Raw genomic sequence first — 8,020 nt, 5'->3', positions numbered from 1 at the left:
GTCCAGACCGTGCCCCTCTCCTCCGCCAGGGCCTTCGGCGGCAGCAGCAGGCTCATGCCGCGGCGCAGCCCTCGAAGCCGGCGCGCAGCACCGCGGCGTCGAGATTGCGGCCGATCAGCACCAGCCGGCTGTCGCGCGGCTGGCCGGGCCGCCAGGCCGGCGCGAAATCGCCCTCCTGCAGCATGTGCACGCCTTGGAACACGAAGGGCCGGTCCTCGCCGGCGAAGTCGAGGATGCCCTTGCTGCGCAGGATATCGGCGCCGCGGATCGCCAGCAGCATGCCGATCCAGTCGACGAAGCGGCGGCCGTCCAGCGGCCGGTCGATCCGGAACGAGACGCTGCCGACGCCCTCGTCATGCTCGTGATGGTGGTGGCCATGGCTGTCGAGCAGATCGGGTTCCAGTGCCAGCAGCCGGTCGAGGTCGAAGGCGCCGTCCAGCACCACGCCGAGATCGGCGTCGCAGCGCTTCGTGCGGATCAGCCGCGCCACCGGGTTGATGGCGCGCAGCCGCGCCTCCACCGTCGCCAGCCCGGCCTCGTCCGCCAGATCGGTCTTGTTGACCAGGATGGTGTCGGCGAAGGCCACCTGCTCCTCCGCCTCGTCACTGTCGGCCAGCCGCGCCTCGATGTTGCGGGCGTCGACCACGGTGACAATCGAATCCAGCGCGGTGCGCTCGCGCACCTCGTCATCGACCAGGAAGGTCTGCGCCACCGGCGCCGGGTCGGCCAGGCCCGTGGTCTCGACCAGGATGCGGTCGAAGCCGCCGGCCCGCTTCATCAGCCCGCCGATGATCCGGATCAGGTCGCCACGCACCGAGCAGCACAGGCAGCCATTGTTGAGCGCGAACACCTCCTCGTCGACGCCGACCACCAGGTCGCCGTCGATGCCGATCTCGCCGAACTCGTTGACGATCACGGCGTAGCGCCGGCCATGCGCCTCCGACAGGATGCGGTTCAGCAGCGTGGTCTTGCCGGCGCCGAGAGTGCCGGTCAGCAGGGTGACGGGGATGCGGGACATGGGAAGGCCTCGGGCTTCGGGAATTTAAATGTTATTATATAACATATTGACAGGACGCAAGCCTGTCGCCGGATGCCCGCCGGGATGCTATGGACGAAGCTGCATCCGGCCGCCCATCCGGCATCGTGCCCCAGAATCGCCCAGATTCTCCGCGAGGGACGATGCCGGGCGGCCGACCGGCCGTCCCGTCACCCGAGGACCGACATGCCCGTTCCCGCCCCGTCCCGCCGCGCCTTCCTGCATGGCTGCGCCGCCGGCCTGACCCTGGCGCTGATTCGGCCCGCGCTGGCCCAGGACGCGGAGACGCCGCCACCGCTGGGCTTCCGCGAGCTGGCCGACGGCATCTGGCTGCACACCAGCTGGCGGAAGGGCGACCAGGGCTGGATCCCGTCCAACGGCCTGGCGCTGATCGGGCCCGAGGAGGCGCTGCTGATCGACGCCGCCTGGACGCCGGCGCAGACCGTGGCGCTGCTGGAACGGGTGACGCAGGCCGCGCCGAACCGGCCTGTGAACCTGGTGGTGACGCATGCGCATGACGACCGGCTGGCCGGGCTGGCGGCGGTGCATGCCCGCGGCGGCTGGTCGCTGGGCCGCGACGAGACGGTGAAGGAGGCGGCCGGCACCGCCACGATCCAGCGCAGCTGGAGCGGCGAGTCGACCACGATCACCGGCGGCGGCCGCACGGTCGAGCTGTTCTATCCCGGCCCGGCGGACACCCGCGACAACACGGTGGCCTTCCTGCCGGACAGCGCCCTGCTGTTCGGCGGCTGCATGGTCCGGGGGGCCGAGCAGGCCAATCTGGTCAGCACCCCCGACTCCGACATCTGCCGCTGGCCGCAATCGGTCGAGGCGGTGATCGCCCGCTACGGCAAGGCGGCGAAGACCGTGGTGCCGGACCAGGGCGAGCCCGGCGACGCCGGGCTGCTGACCCATACCCACCAGCTGGCCAAGGCCGAGGCGGCGAAGAGCTGCAGCCCGGCGGGCTGACGGAGCCCAAGCGCTCACGCGTTGCCTCTCCCGCTTGTGGGAGCTTTTCATCCCCATCCCTCGCCGTCATTGCGAGGAGGCGAAGCCGACGAAGCAATCCAGGGGCCGGTGCGCACCGGCCCCTGGATTGCTTCGCTGCGCTCGCAATGACGGTGTTGAAGTTCTGAAAAGCTCGCGCAAGCAGCAGAGAGCACCTGCCTCTACACTCACGACCACTTTCGTCCGACAGGCCTCTATCCAGCCGCCGCCACGGCGTTGGCCGCGCAGTCGCGGCAGCGGCCGAGGATCTCGATGGTGCGGCTGTCGGCGACGAAGCCGATGCGCCCGGTCCAGGCCTCGATCAGCCCGTCCACCGCCGGGTCGGTGATCTCCTCCACCCGGCCGCAGTCGCGGCAGATGGCGAATTGCGCCGGATGGGTGTGGTGGTGGTCCGGCCCGCCGCAGGCCACATAGGCGTTGAGCGATTCGATCCGGTGCACCAGCCCGCGGTCGAGCAGCCCCTTCAGCGCCCGGTACACCACCGGCGGCGCGGTGATGCCGTCGCCCTTCATCTCGCGCAGGATGTCGTAGGCGCTGGCCGGCTCGGCGCTGGCCCGCACCAGGTCCAGCACCCGCTGCTGCCAGTGCGACAGCCCGGCGCGTGGCGGTCGGCCGCGGCGGGCCGTACCCGCCGCCGTCTTCGCTGCGGCCTTGCCCTTCGGCGCCGCCGCCGCGCCTTCCAGCTTCTGTCTCATGCGTCGAGTGATAGCATGCGGCCCCTCCCCAACGCCACGCCCTGGCCGATCTTGAAACCGACCGGTCACTCCCCAATTTCCTGTTTAACGAGAGTGGGGATGCCGCGTGGTCCCTGCTCCGCAGGCGCCGGACAACCGGGCCGCCCGAGCCGGGGGTTCCGGCAGCTCGCTCTCAGGAGGAGTGACCATGACGCGGGTGTCGCTGTTCAACAGCCCGCTCCTGCTCGGCTTCGAGCAGTTCGAGCGGACACTGGACCGCATCGGCCGGACGCCGAGCGACGGGTATCCGCCCTACAACATCGAGCAGCTCGGCGAGGACCAGCTGCGCATCACCCTGGCGGTCGCCGGCTTCACCGACGCCGACCTGACGGTGCAGATCGAGGACAACCAGCTGGTGGTCCGCGGCAAGCAGACCGACGACAAGGAGCGCATCTTCCTGCATCGCGGCATCGCCGCCCGCCAGTTCCAGCGCGCCTTCGTGCTGGCCGAGGGCATCGAGGTGACCGGGGCCTCGCTCGACAACGGGCTCCTGAACATCGATCTCCGCCGGCCGGTACCGGAGACCAAGGTCCGGACCATCGCCATCAATCGTTCCGCGGGCAAACCCAACGGCAAGACCGCGATCGACGTCTCGAGCGACGTCGAAGGGTGAACCGAAACACCTGGTGACCATCATGAACATCAACGCCATCCCCACCTTCACCCAGATGTCGCCCACCGATTTCGCGGCGATCGGCCTGAACCAGATCGCCTTCGTCAAGCCGGTCGTGGTCGAGGGCGAGGCCGCCTTCGCCGTGCATGGCGCCGACGGCACGCCGCTGGCCGTGGTCAAGGACCGCGAGTTGGCCTTCGCCGTGGTCCGCCAGAACGACATGGAGCCGGTCAGCGCCCACTGACCCCGCTACGTCCCGATGAGCGAACGCGAAAGCCCCGCCTCCGGCGGGGCTTTTTCTACTTCACGGCCCCGGCGGTCAGCCCGGCGATGAACCAGCGGCCGACGATGCCGAACAGCAGCACCACCGGCACGGTCGCCAGCGTCGCCCCGGCCAGCAGCAGGCCCCAGTCGATCTGGTATTGGCCGATGATGCCGGCGAAGCCGACCGGCAGCGTCCGGTTGGCATCGGACAGGATCAGGACGGAGGCGAAGAGATACTCGGTCCAGCTCGCGATGAAGGCGAAGATGGCGACGCTGGCGATGCCGGGCGTCGCCAGCGGCACCATGATCCGCAGCAGGATCGCCAGGCGCGAGGCGCCGTCGATCAGCGCCGCCTCCTCCAGCTCCACCGGGATCGAGGCGAAGAAGCTGCACATCATCCAGATGGCGAAGGGCGAGGCGAAGGTGACGTTGACGATCACCAGCGCCGCCGGCGTGTCGATCAGCCCGGCCTGCGACATCATCCCGTAGAGCGGGATCAGGATCAGGATGCCGGGAAAGGCATAGGCCACCAGCACCGCCCGGAACAGCAGGTCCCGGCCCGGGAAGCGCAGCCGGTAGAAGCCGTAGGCGGCCAGCACCGACAGCAGCACGGTGATGACGGTCGACCCCAGCCCGACCAGCAGGCTGTTGCCGAGATAGCGCGGATAATCCGAGGCGCCGAGCAGCCTGTCGAAATGCCGCAGGGTGAAGCTCTGCGGCAGCAGCGTCGGCACCCGGGCGATGATCTCCTGCGGCGCCTTGATCGAACCGGTGGCGATGAACCAGAAGGGCAGCAGCACCAGCACGGCGAGGCCAAGCAGCCCGCCGCCGATCGCAAGCCGCTGGCCGGCGCCCCGCCTCATGCCTCGCCCTTCGGGGCCAGGGCGCGGGTCAGCAGGACGGCCAGCGCCATCAGGAGCAGGCTGACCAGCACCGACATCGCTGCCGCCTGGCCCAGCCGGTAGGATTTGAACGCGGTCTCGTAAATCAGCACCGGCAGGGTCTGGGTGGCGCCGGACGGGCCGCCCGCCGTGGTCAGCCAGATGATGTCGAAGACGTTGAAGGACAGCAGCGTGCCGACCACGCCCAGAACCAGCATGGTCGGCTGCAAGAGCGGCCAGGTGATGCGGAGGAAGCGCTGCCACGGGCCGGCGCCGTCGATCGCCGCCGCTTCGTACAGATCGGCCGGGATGCGCTGCAGCCCGGCCAGCAGCATCACCGCGACGAAGGGAAACCAGCGCCAGGAGTTGATCACCACCAGCGAGGCCATGGCGCTGCCCGGCCCGGCGAAGAATCCGACCGGCCGGTCGACAAGGCCGAGCGTGACCAACAGATAGTTCACGACGCCCCCGGAGGTGCCGAGCAGCCAGCGCCAGATGATGACGACGACGATGGTCGGCACGATCCAGGACAGGATCACCCAGACCCGCACCAGCCGCACGCCGCGGAAGCGCTGGTTCAGCAGCAGCGCGGTGCCGAGCGCCAGCAGCGTCTGCAGCACGGCATTGCCCGCGACCCAGGCCAGGCTGCGCCCCAGCGCCGCCCACAGCCGGGCCATCTCGAGCACGTCGGCGTAGTTCCCAAGCCCGATGAAGCCGCCATCGGAGCCGATGACGCGGATGTCGCGCAGGCTGATCGCGACGGATGCGCCGAGCGGGTACAGGATGGTCGCCGCCAGCCACACCAGCACCGGCGCCACCATCAGCATCCCGGCGATGGCTTCCGAGCGGGAGCGCGTTCGCACGGACCTCATGGGCCGGTGCCTTGCTGATCCAGAGACAACCCGCTCGCTGTCGATGCTGAAGCACGTGGCCTCTCCCGCAAGCGGGAGAGGCCACGCGAATGAGAAGATCCGCGGGTGTCATGGGAGGCCGGCAGGGCAAAACGAGGCGACCCGCCCCTCAACCGCCCCTACTTCACCGCCTCCTGCATCCGGGCCTGGCCAGCCTTCACCGCATCGGCGGCGGGCATCTCATCGACCACCACCTTCTGCAGCGTCTCGGCCAGGATGTTCTGGGCGGAGATGGCTGCGATGCTGGGGAAGGTGTGGCCGCCGGTGAAGCCGAACAGGGCGCCGTTGCGGCTGTTGGCGATCATCGCCTCGATCTGCGGCTTGTACTTGACCACCAGCGGGTCGCTCCACAGGCTCCTGGCCTTGGCGCCGTCGGCGGTGACCGGCAGGAACAGCCCCGGCTCCATGTTCAGGAAGCGGCCATAGGTCTCCGGCTCCAGCAGCCAGGCGATGAAGGTCTCGGCCGCCTTCCGCTTGGCCTCGTCCTTGGCCAGGATCATCACCGCGTTGGAATAGGCGATGGTGCCCGACTCCTTGCGGTCGTCGGCATGCGGCACCGGCGCCACGCCGAGGTCCTGGGCGTCGCCCTCGGCCTGGCTGTCATAGGTGCTGATCACGGTGAACTGCAGGATCATGCCGCAGCCGCCGCTGGCGAAGCAGGCCTCGGCCTCGCCCCAGGTCCAGCCCGGTGCGTCGGCGGCGGAGAACTGGTACAGGTCCTTGTAGAAATCGTAGGCCTTGACCGTCTGCGGGTTGTCGAAGCGCAGCATGCCGTCCGGGTTGTAGATGTCGGCGGCGCCGGCATTGACCATCAGGTCGTAGACGGTCTGGTCGGTGTAGAGCTGCTTGCTGGCCGGCAGGCCGATGCCGTAGCGGCCGTCCGCGGTCAGCTTCTCCGCCGCCGTCTTCCACTCGCTCCAGGTCTTCGGCGGCTTCAGCCCGGCCTGGTCGAACACGCTCTTCCGGTACCACAGCGACATCGCCATGTTGTACAGCGGCACCGCCCAGACGCCGCCGTCATAGCTGTAGGGCGCCAGCGCGCTGGGCACGAAGTGATGCTCGGCGTCGAGCTGCTTGACGAAGCCGTCGACCGATTGCAGCGCGCCCAGATCCTTCAGGATCGGGGTGAAGTCCGGGATCGCGAACAGCATGTCCGGCGCGTTGCCGGCGGCGATCGCGGCCGGCGCCTTGGCGTAGATCTCGCCCCAGCTCTGCGGCTCCTGCTTCACCGCGATGTCCGGATGGGTCTTGTTGAAGGCGTCGATCAGCTCCTGCACCCGCGCCACGCGCTGGGGCGGCTGCTCCATATGCCACAGCGTCAGCTGCACCGGCTCGGCCTGAGCCGCGGCGCCCCAGAGCAGCGCGGCCGCGGCCACGCCCGTCACGATCGACCATCTCGTCGCCATTGCCGTCTCCCCTGTTTGATCGTCAGCCCCGTTGCGGCGCCGCGTTGACCGGGCGTCCGCTGGGCCGCGATTTGCGTCTACAGATGCGGGTTGCGCGTGCGGTAGCGCTCCACCAGGGCGGTGTTGCGCTCCTTCGACCCCGGCATGTTCGAGCTGATATAGGCCGGCGCCGTCTCGCCCGACGCCGCCAGCCGGGCCACCGTCTCGGTCAGCACCGCGTTCCAGATCGCGGCGCCCAGCACGGTCGAGATCGGGCCGACTGTCAGGCCCTCGGCGGCGGTGACCAGGGCATCGCCGGGCGGGCCCTGGTTGTCGATGGCGATGTCGGCGGTCCCGGCCAGGGTCGGCCGGCCGGCGGCCGCCGCCTGGGAATAGGCGATCGAGGTCACGGCCACCACCATGGCCCCCTTCTCGCGGCCGTGGCGCGCGGCCTCGACCGGCACGGCGTTGACGCCGCTGTTGGAGAAGATGAACAGCGTGTCGGCCGGCCCGATCGGATAGCGGCCCAGCAACGGCGCGGCCAGACCGGCCATCCGCTCCAGCGCGCCGGAGACGACCGCGCCCTCATGCAGCATCACCGAGGAGGCCAGGATCGGCACCACGCAGGCCAGGCCGCCGGCGCGGAAATGCCCCTCCTCCGCCATCAGATGCGAATGGCCGGTGCCGAAGATGTAGATCAGCCCGTCGCGCCGGATGGTCTCGACACAGGCCGCCGCCGCGGCGCCGATCGCCTCGCCCTGGGTGGCGGTCAGGGCGGCGATGCGGTCGGCGATGCCGGCGAGATAGGCGGCGGCGCCGGAGAGGTCGGTCGAGGTCATGGATCCGTCGAATCGGGTGGGGACAGCCGCGCCCGCATCTTGTAGCGGTCGCCGCGATAGGCGGAGCGGACGAATTCGATCACATGGCCATCGGCGTCGGCGGTACGCCGGGTGAAGACCAGCACCGGCGCGCTGCGCGGGATGTCCAGCGCCCCGGCGGTCACGGCGTCGGGCAGGTCGGCTTCGACCGTCTGCTCCGCCTGCCAGGGCACCAGGCCGTAGTCGCGGCGCATCACCTCGTACAGCGAGGCGGTGCGGAAGTCGTTGCGGTCGAGGATGCCGGGCACCAGCGCCTCGGGCAGCCAAGTGACCTCGAAGGCCATCGGCACGGCGTCGGCCAGGCGGACGC

The 8,020-nt window shown here is 69.8% G+C and carries 10 protein-coding genes; 3 read left to right on the top strand and 7 right to left on the bottom strand.

From position 1 onward, the window contains the following. Positions 1-52 precede the first annotated feature (52 nt). A complete protein-coding gene (locus tag P409_RS19850) occupies positions 53-1,018 on the bottom strand; it encodes a CobW family GTP-binding protein (RefSeq protein WP_034842199.1) in 966 nt (321 codons plus the stop codon). Positions 1,019-1,222: 204 nt separating this feature from the next. On the opposite strand from P409_RS19850, the gene P409_RS19845 reads away from it, so the two are divergent. Beyond that, on the top strand, positions 1,223-2,005 hold the full coding sequence (locus P409_RS19845) for an MBL fold metallo-hydrolase (protein WP_034842196.1): 783 nt from the start codon (positions 1,223-1,225) through the stop codon (positions 2,003-2,005). A 233-nt stretch (positions 2,006-2,238) separates the two neighbouring features. Here the strand turns inward: P409_RS19845 and P409_RS19840 are convergent, their stop codons facing one another. Beyond that, on the bottom strand, positions 2,239-2,739 hold the full coding sequence (locus P409_RS19840; protein WP_052120981.1) for a Fur family transcriptional regulator: 501 nt from the start codon (positions 2,737-2,739) through the stop codon (positions 2,239-2,241). Between the two features lie 187 nt (positions 2,740-2,926). On the opposite strand from P409_RS19840, the gene P409_RS19835 reads away from it, so the two are divergent. Further along, on the top strand, positions 2,927-3,391 hold the full coding sequence (locus P409_RS19835; RefSeq protein WP_034842194.1) for an Hsp20 family protein: 465 nt from the start codon (positions 2,927-2,929) through the stop codon (positions 3,389-3,391). Between the two features lie 22 nt (positions 3,392-3,413). Beyond that, complete coding sequence (locus P409_RS19830) at positions 3,414-3,635, top strand: DUF1150 family protein (protein ID WP_052120983.1); 222 nt, start codon at positions 3,414-3,416, stop codon at positions 3,633-3,635. A gap of 55 nt (positions 3,636-3,690) precedes the next feature. Here P409_RS19830 and P409_RS19825 read toward each other — a convergent pair whose 3' ends face one another. The 5 genes from P409_RS19825 to P409_RS19805 all read right to left on the bottom strand — a co-directional run. Further along, a complete protein-coding gene (locus P409_RS19825; RefSeq protein ID WP_034842187.1) occupies positions 3,691-4,518 on the bottom strand; it encodes a carbohydrate ABC transporter permease in 828 nt (275 codons plus the stop codon). Continuing rightward, a complete protein-coding gene (locus P409_RS19820) occupies positions 4,515-5,399 on the bottom strand; it encodes a carbohydrate ABC transporter permease (RefSeq protein WP_202964736.1) in 885 nt (294 codons plus the stop codon). The genes P409_RS19825 and P409_RS19820 overlap by 4 nt, the downstream gene beginning before the upstream one ends. Positions 5,400-5,566: 167 nt before the next feature. Further along, positions 5,567-6,853 carry an ABC transporter substrate-binding protein gene (locus tag P409_RS19815; protein WP_034842179.1) on the bottom strand — a complete coding sequence of 429 codons (1,287 nt, stop codon included), beginning with the start codon at positions 6,851-6,853 and terminating at the stop codon, positions 5,567-5,569. 77 nt (positions 6,854-6,930) lie between these two features. After that, positions 6,931-7,671, bottom strand: coding sequence for an SIS domain-containing protein (locus P409_RS19810; protein WP_034842175.1), 741 nt, complete (start codon positions 7,669-7,671; stop codon positions 6,931-6,933). Then, positions 7,668-8,020 (bottom strand): GntR family transcriptional regulator (locus P409_RS19805; RefSeq protein ID WP_034842170.1); only part of this gene is annotated, 353 nt, incomplete at its 5' end. The genes P409_RS19805 and P409_RS19810, both read right to left, overlap by 4 nt.

The organism is Inquilinus limosus MP06 (genome assembly GCF_000767795.1).
Lineage (GTDB): Bacteria > Pseudomonadota > Alphaproteobacteria > DSM-16000 > Inquilinaceae > Inquilinus > Inquilinus limosus_E.
Note: the sequence above shows the minus strand (reverse complement) of the source record. Positions and strands in the feature narration are given on the sequence as shown.